Source organism: Microbacterium sp. LMC-P-041, from assembly GCF_030209555.1.
Taxonomy (GTDB): Bacteria; Actinomycetota; Actinomycetes; order Actinomycetales; family Microbacteriaceae; genus Microbacterium.
This window is the reverse complement of the sequence record NZ_JARVRV010000004.1, coordinates 281,339-302,104: the sequence shown is the minus strand read 5'-3', so window position 1 is coordinate 302,104 and position 20,766 is coordinate 281,339. Positions and strand designations below refer to the sequence as shown.

21 protein-coding genes are annotated in these 20,766 nt (G+C 68.9%); 11 read left to right on the top strand and 10 right to left on the bottom strand.

All coding sequences use genetic code 11. From position 1 onward, the window contains the following. The first annotated feature begins 289 nt into the window (after window positions 1-289). Window positions 290-1,108 (top strand): shikimate 5-dehydrogenase, encoded by an 819-nt coding sequence (locus QRN21_RS07895; protein ID WP_285363590.1) that lies wholly within the window; start codon window positions 290-292, stop codon window positions 1,106-1,108. A gap of 30 nt (window positions 1,109-1,138) precedes the next feature. On the opposite strand, the gene QRN21_RS07890 is transcribed toward QRN21_RS07895, so the two are convergent. Together QRN21_RS07890 and QRN21_RS07885 are read right to left on the bottom strand one after the other, a co-directional pair. Continuing rightward, complete coding sequence (locus tag QRN21_RS07890) at window positions 1,139-1,972, bottom strand: aldo/keto reductase (RefSeq protein WP_285363589.1); 834 nt, start codon at window positions 1,970-1,972, stop codon at window positions 1,139-1,141. A gap of 35 nt (window positions 1,973-2,007) precedes the next feature. Next, window positions 2,008-3,195 carry an MFS transporter gene (locus QRN21_RS07885; protein WP_285363588.1) on the bottom strand — a complete coding sequence of 396 codons (1,188 nt, stop codon included), beginning with the start codon at window positions 3,193-3,195 and terminating at the stop codon, window positions 2,008-2,010. Window positions 3,196-3,309: 114 nt separating this feature from the next. Here QRN21_RS07885 and QRN21_RS07880 point away from each other — a divergent pair, with 114 nt between their 5' ends. Then, the gene (locus tag QRN21_RS07880; protein WP_285363587.1) at window positions 3,310-3,759 is read left to right on the top strand and encodes a MarR family winged helix-turn-helix transcriptional regulator; all 450 of its coding nucleotides are present in this window, start codon (window positions 3,310-3,312) and stop codon (window positions 3,757-3,759) included. 15 nt (window positions 3,760-3,774) lie between these two features. Here the strand turns inward: QRN21_RS07880 and QRN21_RS07875 are convergent, their stop codons facing one another. The 4 genes from QRN21_RS07875 to QRN21_RS07860 all read right to left on the bottom strand — a co-directional run bounded on the left by QRN21_RS07875 (window position 3,775) and on the right by QRN21_RS07860 (window position 8,808). After that, window positions 3,775-6,120 carry an FdhF/YdeP family oxidoreductase gene (locus tag QRN21_RS07875; RefSeq protein WP_285363586.1) on the bottom strand — a complete coding sequence of 782 codons (2,346 nt, stop codon included), beginning with the start codon at window positions 6,118-6,120 and terminating at the stop codon, window positions 3,775-3,777. Continuing rightward, entirely contained in the window at window positions 6,110-6,994 is an 885-nt protein-coding gene (fdhD, locus tag QRN21_RS07870) for a formate dehydrogenase accessory sulfurtransferase FdhD (RefSeq protein ID WP_285363585.1), read from the bottom strand. Before fdhD ends, QRN21_RS07875 begins: the two co-directional genes overlap by 11 nt. A 66-nt stretch (window positions 6,995-7,060) precedes the next feature. Beyond that, on the bottom strand, window positions 7,061-7,741 hold the full coding sequence (locus tag QRN21_RS07865) for an ABC transporter ATP-binding protein (protein ID WP_230101126.1): 681 nt from the start codon (window positions 7,739-7,741) through the stop codon (window positions 7,061-7,063). After that, window positions 7,738-8,808, bottom strand: coding sequence for an ABC transporter permease (locus tag QRN21_RS07860; protein WP_285363584.1), 1,071 nt, complete (start codon window positions 8,806-8,808; stop codon window positions 7,738-7,740). Before QRN21_RS07860 ends, QRN21_RS07865 begins: the two co-directional genes overlap by 4 nt. 163 nt (window positions 8,809-8,971) lie before the next feature. Between QRN21_RS07860 and QRN21_RS07855 the strand changes: the two genes are divergently transcribed. Together QRN21_RS07855 and QRN21_RS07850 are read left to right on the top strand one after the other, a co-directional pair. Further along, the gene (locus QRN21_RS07855; RefSeq protein ID WP_285363582.1) at window positions 8,972-10,156 is read left to right on the top strand and encodes a sensor histidine kinase; all 1,185 of its coding nucleotides are present in this window, start codon (window positions 8,972-8,974) and stop codon (window positions 10,154-10,156) included. Continuing rightward, window positions 10,153-10,779, top strand: coding sequence for a response regulator transcription factor (locus tag QRN21_RS07850; protein WP_230101129.1), 627 nt, complete (start codon window positions 10,153-10,155; stop codon window positions 10,777-10,779). Before QRN21_RS07855 ends, QRN21_RS07850 begins: the two co-directional genes overlap by 4 nt. Window positions 10,780-10,834: 55 nt before the next feature. On the opposite strand, the gene QRN21_RS07845 is transcribed toward QRN21_RS07850, so the two are convergent. Then, window positions 10,835-11,806 (bottom strand): LacI family DNA-binding transcriptional regulator, encoded by a 972-nt coding sequence (locus tag QRN21_RS07845; protein ID WP_285363581.1) that lies wholly within the window; start codon window positions 11,804-11,806, stop codon window positions 10,835-10,837. Window positions 11,807-11,958: 152 nt separating this feature from the next. Here QRN21_RS07845 and QRN21_RS07840 point away from each other — a divergent pair, with 152 nt between their 5' ends. The 7 genes from QRN21_RS07840 (at window position 11,959) to QRN21_RS07810 (ending at window position 19,655) form a co-directional block, all read left to right on the top strand. Then, window positions 11,959-13,491 (top strand): mannitol dehydrogenase family protein, encoded by a 1,533-nt coding sequence (locus QRN21_RS07840; protein WP_285363580.1) that lies wholly within the window; start codon window positions 11,959-11,961, stop codon window positions 13,489-13,491. Continuing rightward, a complete protein-coding gene (locus QRN21_RS07835; protein ID WP_053098286.1) occupies window positions 13,488-14,492 on the top strand; it encodes an L-idonate 5-dehydrogenase in 1,005 nt (334 codons plus the stop codon). The genes QRN21_RS07840 and QRN21_RS07835 overlap by 4 nt, the downstream gene beginning before the upstream one ends. A 59-nt stretch (window positions 14,493-14,551) precedes the next feature. Beyond that, window positions 14,552-15,943 carry an MFS transporter gene (locus tag QRN21_RS07830; protein WP_053098285.1) on the top strand — a complete coding sequence of 464 codons (1,392 nt, stop codon included), beginning with the start codon at window positions 14,552-14,554 and terminating at the stop codon, window positions 15,941-15,943. Between the two features lie 84 nt (window positions 15,944-16,027). After that, the gene (gene manD / locus QRN21_RS07825; RefSeq protein WP_285363578.1) at window positions 16,028-17,254 is read left to right on the top strand and encodes a D-mannonate dehydratase ManD; all 1,227 of its coding nucleotides are present in this window, start codon (window positions 16,028-16,030) and stop codon (window positions 17,252-17,254) included. Continuing rightward, on the top strand, window positions 17,244-17,897 hold the full coding sequence (locus QRN21_RS07820) for a bifunctional 4-hydroxy-2-oxoglutarate aldolase/2-dehydro-3-deoxy-phosphogluconate aldolase (RefSeq protein ID WP_285363577.1): 654 nt from the start codon (window positions 17,244-17,246) through the stop codon (window positions 17,895-17,897). The genes manD and QRN21_RS07820 overlap by 11 nt, the downstream gene beginning before the upstream one ends. Continuing rightward, window positions 17,894-18,853 carry a sugar kinase gene (locus tag QRN21_RS07815; RefSeq protein WP_285363576.1) on the top strand — a complete coding sequence of 320 codons (960 nt, stop codon included), beginning with the start codon at window positions 17,894-17,896 and terminating at the stop codon, window positions 18,851-18,853. Before QRN21_RS07820 ends, QRN21_RS07815 begins: the two co-directional genes overlap by 4 nt. Before the next feature lie 40 nt (window positions 18,854-18,893). Then, window positions 18,894-19,655: a Pr6Pr family membrane protein gene (locus tag QRN21_RS07810; protein ID WP_230101131.1), complete on the top strand. Its 762-nt coding sequence runs from the start codon at window positions 18,894-18,896 to the stop codon at window positions 19,653-19,655. Window positions 19,656-19,673: 18 nt separating this feature from the next. Here the strand turns inward: QRN21_RS07810 and arr are convergent, their stop codons facing one another. The 3 genes from arr to QRN21_RS07795 form a co-directional block, all read right to left on the bottom strand. Next, on the bottom strand, window positions 19,674-20,093 hold the full coding sequence (arr, locus tag QRN21_RS07805) for an NAD(+)--rifampin ADP-ribosyltransferase (RefSeq protein ID WP_502883096.1): 420 nt from the start codon (window positions 20,091-20,093) through the stop codon (window positions 19,674-19,676). Window positions 20,094-20,212: 119 nt separating this feature from the next. Then, window positions 20,213-20,467 carry a hypothetical protein gene (locus QRN21_RS07800; RefSeq protein WP_053098281.1) on the bottom strand — a complete coding sequence of 85 codons (255 nt, stop codon included), beginning with the start codon at window positions 20,465-20,467 and terminating at the stop codon, window positions 20,213-20,215. Then, window positions 20,464-20,700: a hypothetical protein gene (locus QRN21_RS07795; RefSeq protein WP_053098280.1), complete on the bottom strand. Its 237-nt coding sequence runs from the start codon at window positions 20,698-20,700 to the stop codon at window positions 20,464-20,466. The genes QRN21_RS07800 and QRN21_RS07795 overlap by 4 nt, the downstream gene beginning before the upstream one ends. Between the last annotated feature and the right edge of the window lie 66 nt (window positions 20,701-20,766).

Here is a 20,766-nt window from a genome sequence, read left to right as displayed (position 1 = left end):
TTTGTCCCCCATTTGGGGGACAGATTAGAAATTTGTGCGATGGAGACAAACGACAGCGGCCCTCTCGAGCAGTCCGTTGGGGACAGAACTACTCGAGAGGGCCCAATCGCATGCACGGATCGCCTTTGCCTCTGGGGAAGGCAGCCCGTCTCTGGGGAAGACGGAGACGATCAATCCCCTGTGCATGCACCTTCACCCTAGGGGAGTCCGTTCGATCCCGCCAAGGGGGGTTGACGATCGTCGTCATCGGTGGCAATGACGGGACGGACTGCGCGAGTAGCCTGGTGCGGTGACCATGCTGAACAAGGACATGACCCTGTGCATCTCGCTGTCTGCACGCCCGAGCAACAACGGCACGCGATTCCACAACTTCCTCTACGAGGAGCTGGGCCTGAACTGGATCTACAAGGCCTTCGCCCCGACCGACCTCGGCCAGGCGATCGCCGGCGTGCGCGGTCTCGGCATCCGCGGGTGCGCGATCTCGATGCCGTTCAAGGAAGACGTGATCGCGCTCGTCGACCGCATGGACCCTTCGGCGACGGCTATCGACTCGGTGAACACGATCGTGAACGATGACGGGGTGCTCACCGCATACAACACGGACTACAGCGCGATCGCCCAGCTGATCGAGCGCAACTCGCTCGACCCTGCATCATCGGTGCTGCTGCGGGGCTCAGGCGGGATGGCCAAGGCCACCGCCGCCGCCTTCCGTGACGCCGGATTCAGCCGCGTCACGATCGCGGCCCGCAACGAAGCGCGCGGTCGAGGGCTGGCCGATCTCTACGGCTTCGCCTGGACGGCGGATGCGGATGCCGCCACCACCGACATCATCGTGAACATCACGCCGATCGGCATGGCGGGAGGCGCGGACGAGCACGCGCTGTCGTTCACCGAGGAGCAGATCGCGGCGGCATCCGTCGTGTTCGACGTCGTCGCCCTGCCGGCGGAGACGCCTCTGATCTCCGCCGGGCGCGCGGCCGGGAAGACCGTCATCACGGGCGCCGAGGTGGCGACCCTGCAGGCCCTCGAGCAGTTCGTGCTGTACACCGGCATCCGCCCCTCCGCCGCTCAGGTGCAGGCGGCCGAGGAGTTCATGCGGGCGCAGTGACCACTGCGCCCGCAGTCCGCCCCGAGGACCTCAGCCGTTGAACGCGGCGGGGTGGGGGCCGGTGCGACCGTCGCGCTCGAGGCGGTCGACCGCGGCCAGCTCGTCGTCGGTGAGCTCGTACCCGAACACGTCGAGGTTCTCGGCGATGCGAGCGGGGGTCACCGACTTGGGGATCACGATGCGTCCCTGCTGCAGGTGCCAACGCAGCACGATCTGGGCCGGCGTCCGCTCGTGCCGCTCGGCGATCTCGACGACCGAGCGATCGGAGAGCACGGCGCCCTGGGCGAGCGGGCTCCATGCTTCGGTGAGGATCCCCCGCTGAGCGTTCGCCTCGGCGACCGCTCGGTTCTGCAGCGCCGGGTGGAGCTCGACCTGGTTGACGGCGGGCACGACGCGACCCTCGGAGGCGATGCGCGCGAGGTGCTCGGGTTCGAAGTTCGAGACGCCGAGGGCTCGTACGCGCCCGTCCGCGTAGAGGCTCTCGAGCGCACGCCAAGTCTCGGGGTACGTCGCCAGAGCGGGCGCCGGCCAGTGGATCAGGTACAGGTCGAGGTGATCGAGGCCGAGCCGTTCGAGGGACGCGTCGTATGCGCGCAGGGCCGCGTCGTATCCGTAGTCGGAGATCCATACCTTCGACGTCACGAACAGCTCATCGCGAGGGATGCCCGACTCGGCGATCGCACGCCCGACGCCGGCCTCGTTGCCGTAGATCGCCGCGGTGTCGATGCTGCGGTACCCGGCGTCGAGGGCGGCAGCGACGGCGGCCGTGGTCTCGGCATCCGGCACCTGGAACACGCCGTATCCGAGCTGGGGCATCTCGATGCCGTTGTTCAGGGTGAGTGTGGGGACGATGGGAGCGTTCATGCTCGTGCTTCTTTCTCTCTCCGCGAATCGGGTGGTCACGCGGCGACGGTCTGCAGCGTGCCGGTGGGGGCGGGCGACGGCTTCCTGGCTGCGACCACGGCGATCACCATGGCGACCAGGGCGGATGCGGTGATCGCGGCCCCGATCCAGATCGGCGAGGTGTAGCCGAGTCCGGCGGCGATGCCGAGGCCGCCCGCCCACGCGCCGAGGGCGTTGCCGACGTTGAAGGCGCCGATGTTGGCGCCGGAGGCGAGGGTCGGTGCACCGCCGGCGTAGTGCATGATGCGGCTCTGGAGCCCCGGAACCGTGCCGAATCCGAACGCGCCCATCAGAACGAGGATCGCGATGGTCACCGGCTGCGACCAGGCGAAGAAGCCGAACAGCACGAGCACGGCGACCAGAGCCGCGATGAAGATCAGCAACGTGCGGTCGATCGATCGGTCGGCCAGGCGTCCGCCGATCCAGTTGCCCGCGACGAGCCCGGCGCCGAAGAGCACGAGCAGCCACGGCACCGTGGTGTCTGCGAAGCCCGTGACCCCGGTGAGCGTGTAGGCGATGTAGGTGAAGGCGCCGAACATGCCGCCGAAGGCGAGCGCGGTGACGGTGAGCGAGAGCCACACCTGTCCGGACCGGAAGGCCCGGAGCTCGCCGCGCAGACTCACCTGCTGGCCTGCCGTCTTCGGTGCCGTGACCAGCAGGGCGATGCCCGCGAAGGCGACGATGCCGATGGCGGAGATGACCCAGAACGTCGACCGCCAGCCGAACTGCTGTCCGAGGAAGGTTCCGAACGGAACACCGAACACGTTCGCCGCTGTGAGGCCGGTGAACATGATCGCGATCGCCCGCGCCTTCTTCTCGGGGGCGACGAGGTCGGCGGCGACGACGGATCCGATGCCGAAGAACGCTCCATGGCACAGCGCCGCGACGATGCGTCCGATCATGGCGGTCGTGTAGTCCGGGGCGAGGGCGGTGATCGCATTGCCGACGATGAACAGCACGACGAGGCCGAGCAGCACCGGTTTGCGGGGCAGACGGGTCGTTGCGGCGGTGAGGCCGAGTGCACCGACGACCACGCTGAGCGCGTAGCCCGAGATGAGCCAGCCGGCCGTGGCCTCGGTGACCCCGAAGTCCGCGGCGACGTCGGGGAGGAGCCCCATGATCACGAACTCGGTGAGTCCGATCCCGAAGGCGCCGATGGCGAGTGCGATGAGTCCGAGTGGCATGGGTGTGCTCCGTGGTCCTCTGCTAAAGTAGTTGCAGACGCGGGATATTGCGTCACGAGGGATAATCATTGCACACGCAACTATCCCGCGCAAGCAACTACTTCGGAGGTCACTGTGGGCATCTCAGACGACGCTGTCGAGATCCGGGCACGCGGCTGGCGAACGCTCGCCGCTCTGCACGGGATCATCGAGGCCGACCTCGAGAAGGCACTGGGCGCATCCGTCGGCCTGTCCGTCGTCGAGTACACGGTGCTCGACGCCCTCAGCAGACAGGACGGCTGGCACATGCGCATGCAGCAGCTCGCCCGCGCGACCGCGCTGAGCCCGAGCGCCACGACGCGTCTCGTGACACGGCTCGAAGACCGCGGGCTGCTCACCCGCATCCTCTGCGCCGACGACCGTCGGGGCATCTACACCGAGCTCACCCCGGCCGGCCTGGCGCTCTACGAGAACGCGCATCCGATCCACGACGAGACCCTCGAGCGTGCTCTCGGCGAGGCGGTCACGCAGCCCGAGCTGGCCCCCGTCGTGCACGCTCTTCAGGCAGTGACCGCCGAGGCCTGAGTCAGGCGAGCGCGCTCACGCGCTCGCGCGCGAGACCGTCACCTGGATGCTCTTCATCAGCGGCTGGTCGCTCTGGACGCTGAAGTCCTTGCGACCGATCAGCACGTTCATCTCCGGCATGTACCCGGCGGCGCTGCCGCGCGGCAGGTCGTACGGAACCGCGCGGAACGCCTTCAGCATCCGTGTCGACCCGTCTTTCGACGTCGACACGATGTCGACCAGATCGCCCTCGACGAGGCCGCGATCGCGCATGTCGTCCTCATGCAGGAAGACGAGCTCGCGCAGGTTCTTGACGCCTCGGTACCGGTCGTCGTTGGAGTAGATCGTGGTGTTCCACTGGTCGTGCGAGCGCACCGTCTGCAGCACGAGGGTGTCGGCGGACTCGGGGATGACGTTCGGCAGTGGAGCCAGGGAGAATTCGGCACGGCCCGACGGCGTCTCGAACACGCGGTCCCTGGCGGGCTGCGGAATGCGGAACCCGTGCCGGTCGCGGATCAGGTCGTTGAAGCCCTCGAACCCCGGCAGCACCTTCGCCATCACATCGCGGATGTTGTCGTAGTCGCCGACGTACCAATCCCAGGGCGTCGCCGTGTGCGGCAGGGTCGCCTTCGCGATGCCGGCGATGATCGCCGGCTCCGACCTCAGATAGGCGGATGCCGGCTGCTTGCGTCCCCTCGAGAGGTGCACCATGCTCATCGCATCCTCGACGGTGACGCCCTGCGGGCCCTGCGCCTGCTGGTCACGCTCGGTGCGGCCGAGACACGGCAGGATCAGGGCCTTCTCGCCATGCACGAGATGGCTGCGGTTCAGCTTCGTGCTCACCTGCACCGTCAGGCGGCACTTCTCGAGCCCCTGCGCGGTGAACGGGGTGTCGGGCGCAGCGAGCACGAAGTTGCCGCCCATGCCGACGAACACCTTCACGCGCCGGTCATGCATCGCCTCGATCGTGCGGACGGTGTCGAGCCCCGGATGCCGCGGCGGCTCGATGCGACAGACCTCCGCGAGGCGGTCGAGCCACGCCTCCGTCGGCCGGTGATCGATGCCGCACGTGCGGTTGCCCTGCACATTGCTGTGTCCGCGGATCGGCGACGGGCCCGCCCCCTTGCGGCCGATGTTGCCGCGCAGGAGCAGCAGATTGACGATCTCGCGCACCGTGTCGACGCCGTGCTCGTGCTGACTCACGCCGAGGCACCAGCTGATGATCGTACGCTCCGAGGCCAGATAGACCGCAGCGGCGGCGCGGATCTGCTCTTCCGTGAGGCCGGACTGAACGACGAGATCTGCCCAGCTCGTGGCGTCGACCAGTGCGCGGTACTCGTCGATGCCGTTCGTCAGAGTGCTGAGGAATTCGCTGTCCAGCACCGACGGGTCGGTGGCGGCGGCTTCGAAGACGACCTTCGACATGCCGCGGATCAGCGCCAGATCGCCCCCCGGGCGCACCTGCAGGTTCATGGTGCTCGTGTCCGTCGCCGCGAAGCGCGCCATGTCGACGAAGTCGTGCGGCACGATCGTCCGGGTCGCCCCGGCCTCGACGAGCGGGTTGACGTGCACGACCTGCGCGCCGCGCTTCACGGCATCCGAGAGCGCGGTAAGCATGCGGGGGGCATTGGATGCCGCGTTGACGCCGAGCACGAAGAGGGCGTCGCAGTCGTCCCAGTCGCGCATGTCGACAGTGCCCTTGCCGGTCGCGATCGACGCCTTGAGCGCGCGTCCGGAGGCCTCGTGGCACATGTTCGAGCAGTCGGGCAGGTTGTTGGTGCCGTACTCGCGCACCATCAGCTGATACAGGAAGGTCGCCTCGTTGCTCAGACGCCCCGAGGTGTAGAACGCGGCCTCGTCGGGACTGTCGAGCGCCTGCAGCTCGTCGCCGACGAGCGCGAAGGCGTCGTCCCACGAGATCGGCACGTAGTGATCGGTGGCGGCGTCGTAGACCATCGGCTCGGTGAGACGACCCTGGTCCTCCAGGTCGAAATCGGGCCACGTCGCGAGCTCGGTGACCGAATGCTCGGCGAAGAACCGGCGGTCGACGCGCTTGCGCGTCATCTCCCACGTGACGTGCTTGATGCCGTTCTCGCAGATGTCGAGCTTCAGATTGCCCGGGTCGTCCGGCCACGCGCATCCGGGGCAGTCGTAGCCCGACACGGGGTGGTTCATCTGCAGCATCGCGAGCGGTCCGGCGACGGGCTCTCGCTGATCCAGCACCACCCGCCCCACCGACACGGCGGCTCCCCACCCGGCGGCCGGATGCCGGTACGGCTTGCGCGACCACGGTCGATCGGTGCGAGGGCCGTATCCGCCCTGACGCGGCTCGGCGCGCATCAGCCCGAACGCGGTGCCGATGGGTCCCTGGCTATCGAGCATGGCGTGCCCCTTCTTCGGCGTGCGCAGACGGGGCGAGCCCGTCGAGGCGCACCCGATGCGCGTGCGAATAGATGTTCATCGAACGCCCTCGGACGAACCCGATGAGCGTCACCCCGGCCTCCTCGGCGAGCTCGGCGGCGAGAGACGAGGGGGCTGAGACGGCACTGAGCAGGGGGATGCCGGCCATCGCGGCCTTCTGCACCAGTTCGAAGCTCGCCCTGCCCGAGACCTGGAGGATCTGCCGACGCAGGGGAAGCCGGTCGTTCAGCAGCGCCCACCCCACCACCTTGTCGACGGCGTTGTGACGCCCGACGTCTTCGCGCAGCACGAGCAGTTCACCCGAGTCGGCGTCGAACAGCGCGGCGGCGTGCAGACCACCGGTCTTGTCGAACGCCGCCTGCTCGGCGCGCAGCCGATCAGGGAACGACGCGATCTGCTCGGCCCCGACCTGGACATCGTCGACGGACACCGGATGCCGCGACACCGTGCGGACGGCGTCGATGCTGGCCTTGCCGCAGACCCCGCAGGAGCTGGTCGTGTAGAAGCGCCGAGCGACCTCGGGGTCGGGAAGCGCGACGCCGTGAGCGAGGCCGATGTCGAGCACGTTGTAGGTGTTCTCCTGCCCACCTGTGCCGGGGCCACCGCAGTGGATCGCCGAATGGAAGTCTTCGGCCTGGGCGATGATCCCCTCGGACACGAGGAACCCCGCCGCGAGCTCGACGTCATGCCCCGGAGTGCGCATCGTGACGGCGAGCGGTGAGCCTGCGACCCGGATCTCCAGGGGCTCCTCGACGGCGAGCGTGTCGGCACGCCGAGTGGCTCCCTCCCCGAGAGTGAGCTTCAGTATCGGTCTCCGCGTCGTGATCCGCCCCACACGAGCGAGCGTACTCCGCGGTCACGGGATCGCCTCATACCCATCTCACCCGGTGCCCGGGTCCGCCTACCGCGTGACGCGACCGTCCACGAGGTGCAGCACCCCGTGCATGCGCGGCAGGTGCACGAGGTCATGGGTGACGAGCAGCGTCGAGGTGTTGCGCTCATCGGTGAGTCGGAGGATGAGGTCGATGATCTTCGCTCCGCGCTCCTGGTCGAGAGCGCTGGTGGGCTCGTCGACCAGAAGCACGCTCGGATCGTTCATGAGCGCTCGCGCGATGTTGACTCGCTGACGCTGTCCGCCGGAGAGCTGGTGCGGCCTCTTGTGACCGTGCTCGGCGAGGCCGACCGCGGCGAGCAGCTCATCCGCACGGGATGCCGCGGCGGCGCGATCGCGGCGGCGGCTGCGCGGCACACCGAGCTCGTTCATGACGCTCAGCTGCTCTCGGGCCGTCAGAGAGGGGATGAGGTTGGGCTGCTGGAAGACGATCCCGATCCGGTCCCGCCGCAGACGCGTCGCCTCGGCCGGACTGAGCGCCGTGACGTCGTTCCCGTCGATGAGGATCTCGCCGGAGTCCGGACGCAGGAGGGTGCCGGCGACGGCGAGCAGACTGGACTTTCCCGAGCCGCTGGGCCCCGTGATGCCGGTGACGGTTCCGGGGTGAGCCGTGAGTGAGACACCGTCCACGGCGGTCACCCGCGAGTCACCGTCGGGGAAGGTCAGCGTGATGTCGTTCAGGCGGATCATCGGTTGCTCCCGAGGGCGGTGAGAGGGTCGGCGGAGGTGACGGAGCGCAGGGCGAAGGCGGCGCCTGCGAGGCCGAGGGCGATCATGATGCCGCCCGGAAGGATGGTCGTGACAGGACTCAGCAGGAACGGGAGGGCGGTGCCCGCGAGCAGGCCGAGCGCGGTGACCGGGCTCAGCCCGATGCCGATGCCCGCCAGCAGGACGATCAGCGCCTGCCCCAACGCGTCTCGGATCAGGGAGCGCGTGCTCGCGCCGAGCGCTTTGAGGACGGCGACATCGCCCTTGCGCTGCATCGTCCAGACGGTGAAGAACGCCCCGATGACGAGTCCCGAGATGCCGAACAGCATGCCGACCATGAGCAGGAGCGATCCGATCTCGGAGCGGAAGGCGCCGAGTGCCGTCAGCGATCCGAGCGTCGTCTCGGAGATCGTGTCGTTCGCCGCATCCGCGGCATCCCAGTCGGGGGCTCCCGTGACAGCGAGGACCGTGGCGTAGGCGTCAGGGTTTCCGGTGGATGCCGAGTACGCCTGCCAATCCTGCAGGGTCATCTGCACGACCGGAGTGTGGCTGTACCAGGCATCTCCCTCGATCGACTCGACGTCGTAGGAGACGCCCGCGATCTCGATGTGATCGCCGACCTTCGCGGCGAGCGCGTCCGCCGCGGGCACCGACAGGCGCAGCCGTCCGTTCTCGGAGGGGGCGGCAGCGTCGAAGCCGGGCTCGACACCGAACACCGCGATCGCGGCCCGGGTGTCGTCCGTCTCGGCGCGGGTCTGACTGATGCCGAGAGGGCGCGCGTCGGTCACCCCTGCCGTCTGCGCCCAGTCGTTCGCCTGCTGCTCGGTGATGGCGGAGTCCGCGAAACTGGCCGCACCGTCGCCGCCCGAGGGTGCGGAGAACACGATGCGGTCTGCGGGGAGCGCGAGCACGCCCGAGACGTTCTGGATGGCGAGTCCCCCCGTCAGTCCGCTGAGGAACCCGACGAGCAGGGTGATGAGGGCGACGACGGAGCCGATGAGGATGAATCGCCCCTTGGCGAAGCGGAGATCGCGTAACGCGACGAACATTGTGGTGCCTTTCCTGTCTCCGGTGCGGTGACCATTCCACTTTCGCCGTCGGCCCATTCGACGTCATCAGCCGCTCGACGAGCCTTTCGCGCCCGGAGTGAGGACGCCTCGATCGTCCTTTCGGACGATGCCGCGGTGCGCTCGTCGGCGTAGAGTTCGAGCCATGGCGCATACCGCTCTGACCCCGGTGTTCGTGGGTCTGCGGACCGGTCTCCACGTCCTCTTCTTCGCCCTGACGGGGGTCGTCATCGCGCGGGCCGTGCTCGACCCGTCGGAGTCGAGCGCGTCCGCGATCGTCCTGGCGCTGATCGTCGGCGCGACGTATGCGTCGGGTGCGCTGCTCGCTCGTCTCTCCCGCGGACGACGGCTGACGTCACTGATCTGGCTCGCCCTGCTCTCGGCGGAGTGGTTGGGCCTGCTGTGGGTGAGCGCCGACGCCGCCTACCTCGTGTTCCCCCTGTTCTTCCTGTTCCTGCACCTTCTGGGGCGCTGGGCGGGATCGGCGGCGATACTGGCCGCGACGATCGTCGCCGTCTGCGCCCTCGGCATCCACAGCGGGTGGAGCGTCGGCGGCGTGGTCGGCCCGTTCGTCGGCGCCGGCGTCGCCCTCCTGATCGGCCTCGGCTACCAGGCCCTCGCGAGAGAGGCCCAGCAGCGCGAGGCTCTGGTCAGCGAACTGCTGGCGACCCGCGGACAGCTCGCCGCGCGCGAACACGAGTCGGGGGTCCTCGCGGAGCGCGCGCGGCTCGCCCGCGAGATCCACGACACACTCGCGCAGGGACTCTCCAGCATCCAGATGCTGCTGCACGCCGCGGAACGCGCCGATGACACCCGACCGGGCATCGAGCACATCCGGCTCGCGCGCGAGACGGCCGCCGCGAACCTCGTCGAGGCTCGGCGATTCATCCGTGAGCTGACCCCACCCCAGCTCGACGACCAGACCCTCGGCGGGGCGCTGCGCCGACTGGCGCGAACGCAGTGGGCGACGCAGGGACTCGACGTCCAGGTGCGGGTGTCCGACGCTGTCGTGCTGCCCATGCACCTGCAGACGGCGCTGCTGCGCATCACGCAGGGAGCCATCGCCAACGTCATCCAGCACGCTCACGCGACGACGGCGACGGTCACCATCGGCATCGAGAACGACCACCTGCGCTTCACGGTCGAAGATGACGGAGACGGATTCGACGCCGAGCTCCCTGCGCCGGGGACCGCTGAGAAGTCCGACTCGTTCGGTCTGCGCGCCACCGCCGAGCGAGTGGAGCAGCTCGGGGGAAGCCTCGTGATCGACACGGCATCCGGGCGGGGAACGACGCTCACCGTCGACCTCCCCCTCACGGAGTTCGCATGATCCGCCTCGTGATCGCCGACGACCACCCCATCGTCCGAGCCGGTCTCCATGCCCTGTTCAGCCTGGAACCGGATCTCGAGGTGGTCGCGGAGGCGGCAACGCCTGATGAAGCGGTCGCCTGCGCGGAGCGCGAGAACCCCGACGTGGTGTTGATGGACCTCCAGTTCGGCTCTCAGACGGCGACCACGGGTGTGGATGCGACGCGACGCATCCGGGCGCTCGAAGCGCCGCCCTACGTGCTCGTGCTCACGAACTACGACTCTGATGCCGACATCCTCGGCGCCGTCGAGGCCGGTGCGAGCGGCTATCTGCTGAAAGACGCCCCGCCGCACGAGCTGACCGCCGCCGTGCGCGCGGCGGCCGCCGGAGAGAGTGCTCTCGCGCCCGTGATCGCCTCGCGATTGCTCGACCGGATGCGTGCACCCCGAGTCAGTCTCAGCAGCCGTGAGATCGAGGTGCTCGAGCGCGTCGCCGCCGGCCGGTCGAACAGCGAGGTCGCCGACGAGCTCTTCGTCAGCGAGACGACCGTGAAATCGCATCTCGCGCACATCTTCTCGAAGCTCGATGTCACCTCACGCACCGCCGCGGTCTCGGAGGCGCGCCGGAAGGGGATCCTCCGCTGACACGGGCCGCACTCCGCGGTACCCACCTGTCGGACACGGTGCGACGGTGGGCGACTCAGCGGGAGTCGTCAAGCGGCGGAGCGGTCGACGCGCGCACGATCAGCTGCGACCCGAGGGTCACGACGTCGTCGATCGCGGTGCCGTTCATCGCCTGCAGAAGCAGGTCGACGGCGAGCGCGCCACTGCGTTCGATCGGCATCCGCACCGTCGTGAGCGCCGGGGTGACCGCACCCGCGAGGTCGATGTCATCGATGCCGACGATGCTGATGTCGGCGGGGCACCGCTTGCCCAGCTCGAGCAATCCGGCCTCGAGTCCCAGGGCGACGAGGTCGTTGTAGGCGATGACGGCCGTGGCGCCGCTCGCCGCCGCCGGTGCGGCTGCGGCCCGTCCGCCCTGAATGGACGCGGCATGGTGGCTGAGCCCGGTGAGACGGATGCCGTGGCGCTCGCACGCTCGCGCGACGGTGTCGGCGCGGCGCACATCGGCCCATGATCCGCGCGGACCGGCGGCGTAGGCGATGTGCGTGTGCCCGAGGGCGGCGAGGTGCTCGATCGCCTGCGCAGGTCCGTGCTCGGTGTCCATGAGCACGCACGGTGCGCCGTCGATCTGCCGGTTGACCACGACGTAGGGGGTGTCTCCGACGAGGTCGAGCACGTCGGCGTCGGGCAGACGGGGTGAGCACAGCAGCATGCCGTCGAGCTTTCGGGCCTGCTCGATCTGCTCGCGTTCGCGGCGCAGGTCCTCGTCGGCGTCGAAGAGCACGATGCGGTGGCGTCCGTGCCATGCCTGCCCCTGGATCGCCTTGAGCAGAGTGGCGTAGACGGGGTTCGCGACGTCGGGCACGACGACCCCGAAGGTGCGCGTGGCGGTGGTCGACTGCGACGCCGCGTAACCGAGCTCCCCCGCCGCTTCGAGCACGCGGCCGAGGGTGTTCGGGGCGAGACGATCGGGCTCCCCGAAAGCACGCGATGCGGTCGCGATGGACACGCCTGCGCGTCGTGCCACATCCGTCAGCGTCGCTGCCATGTCGTTCTCCCGCCCTCGCAGGCAATCCTACGATCCTCCACCTCGATGTAAAACTGCTTGACAAGTTTGTACAAACACTGCACACTGATTTGCATGACGATCAACGCCGATCACCCTCAGCGGTGCGCGGCCCCGAGCGAAGGAGCCACCGCGTGAGCATCCCAGCACCGGCCCTGCGCCGCACGACCTCTGCCACCGCATCCCCGCTGGTCGCCCCGACGGCCCCGGGCATCCTGCACCTCGGCCTCGGCAGCTTCCACCGGGCACACCAGGCCGTCTACACGGCAGCCGCGCTGCAGTCCGCGGGCGGCGACTGGGGCATCGTCGGTGTCGCCTCGCGTTCGCGCACCATCGTCGACGCGATGCACGCTCAGGACATGCTCTACACGGTCGCGACCATCGCCCCGGGCACCACGTCACTCACCATCCCCGGTGTGCACGCCGACGCCTTCGTCGGCGCGGAGCAGCCCGAGCGCGTCGTCGCACAGATCGCCGACCCCGGCATCCGCATCGTGACCCTCACCGTCACCGAGAACGGCTACAGCTACTCCCCCGCCACGCAGCATCTCGACCTCGACGACGACACCGTGCGCTCCGACCTCCGGGGCGGCGCCGCCCGCTCGACCATCGGCCAGCTCGCCCGTGGCCTGCAGGCCCGTGCCGCAGCCGGTGGAGCGCCGATCTCGATCCTCAGCTGCGACAACCTCTCGGCCAACGGCGCCCACACCGAGAAGCTCGTCCGGGAGTTCCTGCACGAGCTGCCCGGATCCGAAGGCGCCGACACCCTCGCCTTCCTCGACCGCGCCGTGTCGTTCCCCTCGAGCATGGTCGATCGCATCGTGCCCGCGACCACCTCCGAGCTGCGCACCCGCGTCGACACCCTGCTCGGCGCCCGCGACGACATCCCGGTGCCTGCCGAGCCGTTCACGATGTGGGCGATCGAAGACCGCTTCGCCGGCGGACGCCCCGCCTGGGAGGCCGGCGGTGCCGTGTTCACCGACGAGGTCGGACGCTACGAGCAGATGAAGGTGCGACTGCTCAACGGCACGCACTCGCTGATCGCCTACCTCGGCGCGCTCAGCGGAGTGGGGACGATCCCCGAGGCCATCGGGCTCGACGGCATCGAGAGCGCGGCGCGCGCCGTGCTGCGCGACGAGTACGAGCCCTCGATCGAGGTTCCGTCCGGCGTCGACATTCGCGCCTACGAGAGCGAGCTGTTCGAGCGCTGGGCCAACAGCGCCCTGGGTCACCGCACCAGCCAGGTCGGTACGGACGGCTCCGTGAAGCTGCGCCAGCGCATCCCGGAGCCCGCCCTGCGGGCGCTGCGGCTCGGCGAGATGCCCCACCTGATCGCCCTCACGGTCGCCGGATACCTGTCGTGCATCGCCCCGCTTCCCGGATTCGACCCGGGCCTGCACGCCGCCGCGATGACCGACGGCGCCCGAGAGCGTCTCGCCGGCTATGCGGCGAGCGCCCGCACGGGTCGTGAGCTGGCACAGCGCGTGATCGGCGAACTGCACCTGTTCGGTGATGGACTCGGATCACAGGATGCGTTCATCGCGCGCGTCGGCGAGCTCGTCGACACGATCCAGCGACGCGGCGTCGACGCCGCGATCACCGACGCCGTCTCGGCATCCCAGACCACCACACCATCACTCACCCGCGCAGAGGAGTTGCAGCCATGAAGGCTCTCGCCATCCACGGCAAGGAAGACATCCGCTGGGAGGACCGCGAGGTCCCGACGCCCGGCGACGGCGAGGTCCGCCTCCGCGTGAACTTCGTCGGCATCTGCGGCTCCGACCTGCACTACTACTTCCACGGAGCGAACGGCGAGTACACGATCCGCGAGCCGCTCACCCCCGGCCATGAGCTGTCGGGTGTCGTCGACCTCGACCCGTCCGGCCGCCTGGAACCCGGCACCCCCGTCACCGTGCACCCCGCGCGCTACGGCGCCGAGGTCCCCGGGCTCGAAGGCCACCCGCATCTGCGTCCCGGCGGCGACTACTTCGGCAGCGCCGCCGCGAACCCCCACCGCCAGGGCGGGGCATCCGAGCTGCTGATCGTCGAAGACCACATGCTGCGCGTGCTCCCCGCATCCCTTCCGCTCGAGCGCGCAGCCCTCGCCGAGCCGCTGGCCGTGGCGATCCACGCCGTGAGCCTCGCCGGAGACATCACCGGCAAGCGGGTGCTGGTGATCGGCGCGGGACCCATCGGACTCCTCGTCGTCGCTGCGGCACTCCACGCGGGCGCCGCGGTGGTCGGCGCGAGCGACGTGCGTGAAGAGCCTCTCGACCGCGCGACGTCCCTCGGCGCGACCGAGGTATCGCTCGTCGGTCGCGACACCATCGAGAACGAGTCCTACGACATCGTGTTCGAATGCTCCGGCGTCGGAGTGGCCCTCACCCAGGCGGTGCGCGCGGCCCGCCGCGTCGGCACCATCGTGCAGGTCGGGATGCTGCCGAACGCCGACATCGGAGTGAACCTCGCGCCGATGCTCGCCAAGGAGCTCACCATCCGCGGCGCCTTCCGCTTCTCGACCGAGATCGACGACGCGGTCGCGCTGCTGGCCGAGTCCGACGCCCTCGACTCCGTCATCTCGCACGTCCTCCCGGCATCCGACGCCGTCCAGGCCTTCGAACTCGCTCGCGACTCGTCCGCCTCGGCGAAGGTCCTGCTGGCCCTCTAGCAACACCCTCCGCGCTCCCCGCGCACCCCACCCGATCCTGGTCCGAAGGAGTACCTCCCATGTCCGAACCGCAGACGACCGCCACGGTCGCCGATCCTGCCGCGAAGAGGTCGGTGCGCGACCTCGTTCGCGCCGCCATCTCCGGATGGCTCGGCACGGCCCTCGAGTTCATGGACTACCAGCTCTACTCGCTGGCAGCCGCCCTCGTCTTCGCCGACCTGTTCTTCTCGTCCGAGAACCCCGCCGTGGCCGTGGTCGCCGCGATGGCCACCTACGGCGTCGGCTACGTCGCCCGCCCGGTCGGCGCATTCTTCTTCGCCCGCCTCGGCGACAAGACCGGTCGCACGAAGGTCCTCTTCTACACGATCCTCCTGATGGGTCTCGCGACCACCCTCATCGGATTCCTTCCGACCTACTCGCAGGTGGGCGTCCTCGCCCCGATCCTCCTCGTGCTGCTCCGCATCGCGCAGGGCTTCGGAGCCGGAGCCGAGATCTCGGGTGCGGGCGTCATGCTCGCCGAGTACGCCCCCGCCAAGCGCCGAGGCATCATCGCCTCGCTCGTCGCACTGGGCACGAACTGCGGAACCCTGCTCGCCTCGGGCATCTGGGCGATCCTGCTCGTCGCGTACAGCGAAGACGAGGTCATCGCCTGGGCGTGGCGCATCCCGTTCATCGCCAGCGCCGTCATCATGCTCTTCGCGATCTGGGTGCGCTTCAACCTCAAGGAGACCCCGGTCTTCGAAGAGCGCGACGACGTCGTCGACGGCAAGGCGCTCTCGCGTGAAGAGGTCGTGAAGCTCGCCACCGAGACCAACGACATCCGCACGCTCGAGGCGATGAACCGCAAGCCCTGGAAGGCGTTCTCGATCGCGCTCCTGCTGCGCTTCGGCCAGGCCGGCAACTCGGGCATGATCCAGACCTACCTGATCAGCTACATCACCGTCGTGCTGCTGCTCGACCGCTCGATCGGCGTCAACGCCGTGATCGTCTCGTCGCTCGTCGCCTTCATCACGGTGCCCCTGTCGGGCTGGCTCGGCGACCGCTTCGGCCGCAAGCGCATGTACATGGTGTGGGCGATCATCGCGCTCATCATCATCGTCCCGACCATGCTCATGATCAGCAGCAAGGACACCGTGCAGGTGTTCGTCGGCTACGTGGTGCTGCACAACCTCGCGGTGATGAGCTTCGCGTCGCTCGAGAACCTCACGCTCCCCGAGCTCTTCGGATCCCGCAACCGCTACACGTTCACGGCCATGGCACGCGAGATCGCCGCCATCGTCGCGACCGGTGCGGGCCCCGTCATCGCCGCCGCGTGGGTGTCGGCCGTCACCGGCTCGTTCATCCCGATCATCATCATGCTGTTCATCTTCACGCTGTGCGCGCTCATCGCCTCGATCTGGATGCCGGAGGTCGCCGGCCGCGACCTCACGGACCCGCGCGACGCGATCTGATCGGACCGCTCTTCACGACCAGGGGTGCGGGCGCCCGAACGCCCGCACCCCACACCTCATTCCGCACCTCCAGGAGAGAACGACATGACCATCGAGATCGTCGACGTCAACATCACCAGCCCCGGACGCAACTTCGTCACGCTCAAGATCACGACCTCCGACGGCATCGTCGGCCTGGGCGACGCCACTCTGAACGGCCGCGAGCTCGCCGTCGCCTCGTACCTGTCCGACCACGTCGCCTCGATGCTGATCGGTCGCGATGAGGACAGGATCGAAGACACCTGGCAGTACCTCTACCGCGGCCCGTACTGGCGTCGCGGACCCGTCACCATGGCGGCCATCGCCGCGGTCGACATGGCGCTGTGGGACATCAAGGCGAAGAAGGCCGGGATGCCGTTGTACCAGCTTCTCGGCGGCGCCAGCCGCGAGGGCGTCCGCGTCTACGCGCACGCCTCGGGCACCGACTACGCCGCCCTGAAGAACGCGATCACCGGATACGAGGAGCTCGGCTTCACCGCCGTCCGCGTGCAGACCGGTGTTCCCGGCCTCGGGCAGATCTACGGCGTCTCTGCCGCAGGCCCCGGCGTGCGCTACGACTACGAGCCCGCCAAGCGCTCGGGCGACCGCCCCAGCGAAGAGACCTGGGACACCCGCAACTACCTCAACCACATGCCGGGGATCTTCTCGCAGATCCGGGAGGACTTCGGCACCGACCTCCGCATCCTGCACGACGGACACCACCGCATGTCGCCGATCGAGGCCGCGCGCTTCGCGAAGGACATCGAGCCCTACGACCTGTTCTGGCTCGAGGACTGCACCCCCGGCGAAGATCAGACCGCCCTGCGGCTCGTGCGTCAGCACTCGACCACGCCGCTCGCGATCGGCGAGGTCTTCAACTCGGTCTTCGACTATCAGACCCTCATCACCGAGCGCCTGATCGACTACGTGCGCTCGGCGGTGACCCACACCGGTGGCATCACGGCCATGAAGAAGCTGCTCGACTTCGCCGCGATCTACGGCATCAAGTCCGGCATCCACGGGCCGACCGACATCTCGCCGGTCGGCATGGCCGCGGCGCTGCATCTCGACCTGGCGATCCACAACTTCGGCATCCAGGAGTACATGCCGCACAACGAGCAGACGCTCGAGGTGTTCGAGACCTCGTTCACGTTCGACAAGGGCTTCCTGCACCCCGGCGACCAGCCCGGTCTCGGTGTGGACCTCGACGAGGATGCCGCGGCGGGCCACGAGTACACCAAGGCGTACCTGCCGGTGAACCGTCTGCTCGACGGGACCGTCCATGACTGGTGAGGTGCGACGGGTCGCCCTGCCCCCGCGCACGGTCGACTCGCGCCTGATCGTCGTCGCCCGCGCGAAGCGGGCGGCGGACTACGACGCCGTGCTCGACGTGCTCGTCGATGCCGGCATCCGCAGCGTCGAGCTGACGCTGACCACACCGGGCACGTTCGAGCACTTCCCGCACCTGCTCGCGCGGTTCGGCGACGCGATCGACCTCGGCATCGGCACCGTCACGAACGCCGTGGACCTGGCACGGGCGATCGAGGTGGGGGCGGCCTACATCGTGACCCCGATCACCTCGCGCGACTTCGTCACACAGGCGACGGATGCCGGTGTGCCGATCGTCCCGGGCGGACTCACGCCGACCGAGCTGTTCGCCTCGTGGTCTGCCGGAGCATCCGCGGTGAAGGTGTTCCCCGCGGGGCAGGTCGGACCCGCATACCTGAAGGATCTGCGCGGCCCCTTCCCCGACCTCGTCGCCGTGCCCTCGGGGGGAGTCGATCTTGCCGGGGCCGAGGCGTGGCTGCGTGCCGGTGCGGTGGCGGTGAGCGTCGGCGGGCCGCTGCTCGGCGACGCGTTCGCCGGCGGTGACCTGCATGCACTGCGGGAGCGCGCCGCGTCATTCGTCGACGTCTGCGCGCGGAGCGCCGAGTGACCACCTCGTCGCCGTCCGTCGTCACGCTCGGAGAGACGATGGCGCTCGTGCGCACGACCGAGATCGGCTCGCTGCGTCACGCGAACTCGTTGGCGTTCGGCATCGGCGGTGCTGAGAGCAACGTCGCGATCGGACTCGCGCGACTCGGAGTCGCGACCTCGTGGCTGGGCCGCGTCGGCGACGACTCTCTCGGCGAGCGCATCGTCCGAGAGATCCGCGGTGACGGCGTCGACGTGCGCGCGATCGTCGACCCGGATGCCGCGACCGGCCTCATGGTGAAGGAGCGCCCGTCTGCGGCATCCACCGCGGTGCACTATTACCGTGCGGCGTCAGCCGGATCACGGCTGCGACCGGAGGACCTGCCCGACGGGTGGGTCGAGGACGCGTCGCTGCTGCACATCACCGGGATCACTCCGCTGCTGTCCGAGACGGCCCGGTCCGCCGTCCACTCAGCCATCGATCGTGCTCGGGCAGCCGAAACGATCGTGAGCTTCGACATCAACTACCGGTCGGCCCTGGCGTCGCCCGATGTCGCCGGGTCCGTGCTGCGCGAACTCGCGGAACGTGCCGACATCGTCTTCGGCGGCGACGAGGAGTTCGCCATCCTGCATCCCGGCACCTCGGCAGCGGATGCCGCGGAACGCCTGCGGGAGGCCGGATGCGCGACGACCGTGCTCAAGCAGGGACCTGACGGCGCCTCGGTCCTCACCGCCGGATCGGTGGTCGACTCGCCGGGGTTCACGATCGAGCCGGTCGACACGGTCGGTGCGGGCGATGCGTTCGTGGCCGGGTATCTGAGCGCCCTGCTCGACGGCCAGGCGGTCGATGCGGTCCTGCTCCGGGCGAATGCCTGCGGCGCCATGGCCTGCCTCGTTCCCGGCGACTGGGAGGCGGCACCGACTCTGCGCGACCTCGAGCGCTTCCTCGACACCGGCTCCGACCCGGTTCGCCGCTGAATCGGCGTTGACGCCGCCTCAAGACGCGTAGCCTCGAAGGATGTCCAAAGCCGTCGCCTCCCTGTCCACGGCTTCTGCCCTCCCGGAGTCCGTGCCCCGTCGCACCCCGTTGTTCTCCCGCGCCGCGGTGAACTTCCGACCGGCCGCACTCGTCTACCGGGTCGTGGCGCTCGCCATCATCCTCACCGGTGTCATCCGGCACTCCGACATCCTGACCGGTCAGCCGGCGTGGACGACCCTGCTGTTCTACACGATGGTCAGCAACCTCCTGTGTCTCGCGTGGGTGCTGCTCCTTCTCGTCCGCACGGTCGGCGATCTGCGTCAGCGCGGACGGTTCGGCACATCGACGCCCAGCGCACGCGGCAGTGGAGCGGTGATGTTCGCGATCACCGTGACCATGCTGATCTACCTGATCGTGCTCGTTCCCTCGAGGTTCGCCGACGGCGACGCCGAGATCTTCTCACTCACCGACAACCTGATCCACATCATCACGCCCGTGCTGGTGATCGTCGACTGGCTGGTCTTCGTGCCGAAGGGATCGTTCCGGTGGATCGATCCTCTGCTGTGGACACTGCTCCCCTACGTGTATCTGACCTGGGCTTTCGTCTACGGTGCGCTCGGCGGCGAGTTCACACCAGGACAGGCGTATCCCTACCCGTTCATGGATGTCGATGTGCTCGGGGTCGCGGGCGTCGCTCAGTGGATCATCGCCCTCACGGTCGCTCTCGTCGCGGTCGGCTTCGTCTTCGTCATCATCGACCGCGTCCTCGGATCGCTCGCCCGGCGGTTGGTCCGACACTGAGACGCCCCGCGCCGGCGCTCAGTTGATGATCTCCGCGCGGTCGTCTGCGCGGAGCGCCGCGAGCCGTTCGCGCCATGCGGCGAGCGCCTCGGCCGAGAGGCGGGTCCAGTCGAGCACCTCGCGGACGACCCTCAGCGGCTCCGCGCTGCGATAGGAACGGGTCGGATTGCCGGGGAACTTCTTGTCGGTCACATTCGGGTCGTTCTCGAAGTCCCCGGTCGGCTCGACCTCGTAGACCCGCGGCTCGCGATCACCCGGCGCGAGCTCGGCGGCGAGTCCCGCACCGTCGGCCACGGCGGTGAAGTAGATGTGGTTCATCACGATCTCGGGCCGGTAGTTCGACGGATATCCGGCGGTCAGCAGGTCGCCCGGTCGCAGGTCTGCCTTGGTGCCGTGGAAGAAGGGGCCGTCATCCAGTGGGTCGCTCACCCGCAGCATCCTATGACTGCGCGCACACGCAGGGAAGGAGATCTCGCAGCACGAAGGACGGATGCCGACGGCTCACCCTTCGTCGAGAGAGATCTCCTTCACTGCGGTCGTCGCACAGAGGGCGACGGTCAGTCGCCCGAGCGTCGCGTTCCGATACCCGGTTCGTCGTTGTGGATGGACTCGTCCTGCACGGATGACTCCGACGACGGGTCGACGCGCACCGCACCGGAACCGCCCGAGTCGGCGCCAGCGTTTCCGGCGGGAGTCTCTCCGACCTGGTCGGGGTCGTCCGCGTTGCGGTCTTCGATCAGCGCGGCGATCCCTTCCTCGGAGGGTTCTGCACCGCCGAGATCCTGACCGGACTCCTCGCCGCGGCCGCTCACTCGGTGCCGTCCCGCAGGTCGGTCGGCGCGTCGCCGCTGTGCTGCAGACCCTCGTCCTCCGGAGCCAGGTCACCCTGTCCGTCGTCGCCCAGCTCGGCGTCGACCGGGTCGTCGCCCTGGGTCTCGGGCTGGTCGGTATCGGTGGGGAAGGTGCCGTCCGAGAAGTCGTCGACTCGGGGGATGCCGGGCATGTCCGGCGGGAAGCTGTTCGCGAAAGCGTCGATGTTCGACATGATGCCCTCCAGGGTTGGTGTCCGAGCTCTCATGATGCGTCCGATCCGCGGCGAGCGCAGGGCGGT